Genomic DNA, 1667 nt, shown 5'->3' on the forward strand with positions numbered 1-1667 from the left:
CTTGTGTCCACCTTCCACCAATTGACGCGGCTTGTAGCTTCATTCCAGTTTTTTTCTTTTTCCTTATACTGGGAGGAAGCAGCCATTTCGGCTTGGTCAGATTGCTCTTGAAGTAGTGTTTCTTTCGCTCGTTTGGCTGATCCAAATATCGAATTTGTGATGCTATTTGCGATTGAAGCGCCGGCAGCACCGCCTATAACGCCTCCAATGAGCCCGCCCACTGCTGCCCCAGCAGGGCCGCCTAACATGGTTCCGATGCCTGCCCCCGTCGCCGCTCCTGCTTCAGCTCCAGCCCATCCTCCGATGATAGTTCCGCTAGTCTTAGCTGCAGTTTCTACTTTTTTTCCTTCAGGCGCAGACATCACGTCCCATGCACCCATTGCTAATGTAGCCGGTATGACCACGGCCCCGCCTCTGCCCAGAACTCCTTTTCCCCAAGACAGGACCTTTCCAAAGCCTCCGCCGCCCCTCCCGCCGCCGTGTGTGCTGCTTCGAGGAGGTAGCTCGCCTCCGGTACCGGGCCTTCCTCCGCCGTTGCCAGACCTTCCTCCGCCAGTACCAACAAAAGTACCGCCGCCTGATCCGCCGCCTCCGCCTAAATTGTTAATCGCTTTTCCGTAGACGTTGACAACATTGGCCTGAATAGACTTGCTGGGCAGGGTATCTTTCAGTTTGTCGGCTGCTTTTTTTGCTCCGAGGGCTTCTAGCATTTTTGCCACGGTGTTTATCCCAGTCTTCAACGGCCCTGTCAACAGGGTACCGATTGTCCCGAAAGCTAGTTTTGCCGCTCCCAGCGCGAGCATGAATGTGCCGAAGGCAGCAACTACCTTCCCGGCCATGACCACTTCGTCTCGATGCGCATCGATCCATTTTGTGGCGGTCGTTACACCTGGAGAGATGGCGGAAATTAACTTTGTGATCTCGGGTAACAAGTGGTTGCCGATCGATGTCGTCAGGTTCTCAATTTTACTGTGGAGAATGTGCGCTTGACCTTTGTAGGACTCCCGGATCTCGTCAATTTGTTTGTGGAGCCCCTTCTGACTGTCTTTCGATTTCATGAGTTTGTCAAACGTCTCTTGGTGAGAAGATATGATGGCAAAATCTTGACCCTGCTCACCGAAAATATGGTTCATTTTTGCTGCCCATTCAAGCTCGCTTTTCCCGGCAGCGATGAACTCTTTGTGCTTTTGGGTCAATACGCCCACCATATCAACGTAACTTTTGAGTGAATCTTTGTCTTTGAGCAGGGCAGCATTTTTAAAGCCTATGATTTTGCCTTTTTTGTTATATTCGACGCCGTCAAGAAGCCCGGCATCATTCATGGCGCTGAGCTGCTTCGCACCGCCTCGTGTACCCAGGAATTTGTACGGGTTGATCCGCTCGGCGAAGTCCTTTATGTGGGTCCCGGCCATGGAGCCTTCCATGCCGTGGATAGCCCCCATAGCGGAAGACATCAGCATATCTGTTTCGTTCCAGCCCAGGTTTTTTACTACGGGCATCGCGTATTTGAATGTTTCTCCTAGCCCCTCAGTCGACGCGTGAGTAACGTTGATCACGCGAAAGGCATTGTCCGCGAACTTCTCCATAGCTGATACATCGCCCGTAATTCTGGCGTCCTCGGCCATCCGTGCGAAGTTGTATGCCGAACGTCCCGCAGAACTGGACTT

Annotated in this window: 1 protein-coding gene; it reads right to left on the minus strand. The window is 52.6% G+C overall.

Features of this window, described 5'->3' with window-relative positions:
* Window positions 1-1625 (minus strand): phage tail tape measure protein (locus BLO51_RS28970; protein WP_143007033.1); only part of this gene is annotated, 1625 nt, incomplete at its 3' end.
* Window positions 1626-1667 lie beyond the last annotated feature (42 nt).

The organism is Paenibacillus tianmuensis (assembly GCF_900100345.1).
Classification (GTDB): Bacteria; Bacillota; Bacilli; order Paenibacillales; family NBRC-103111; genus Paenibacillus_G; species Paenibacillus_G tianmuensis.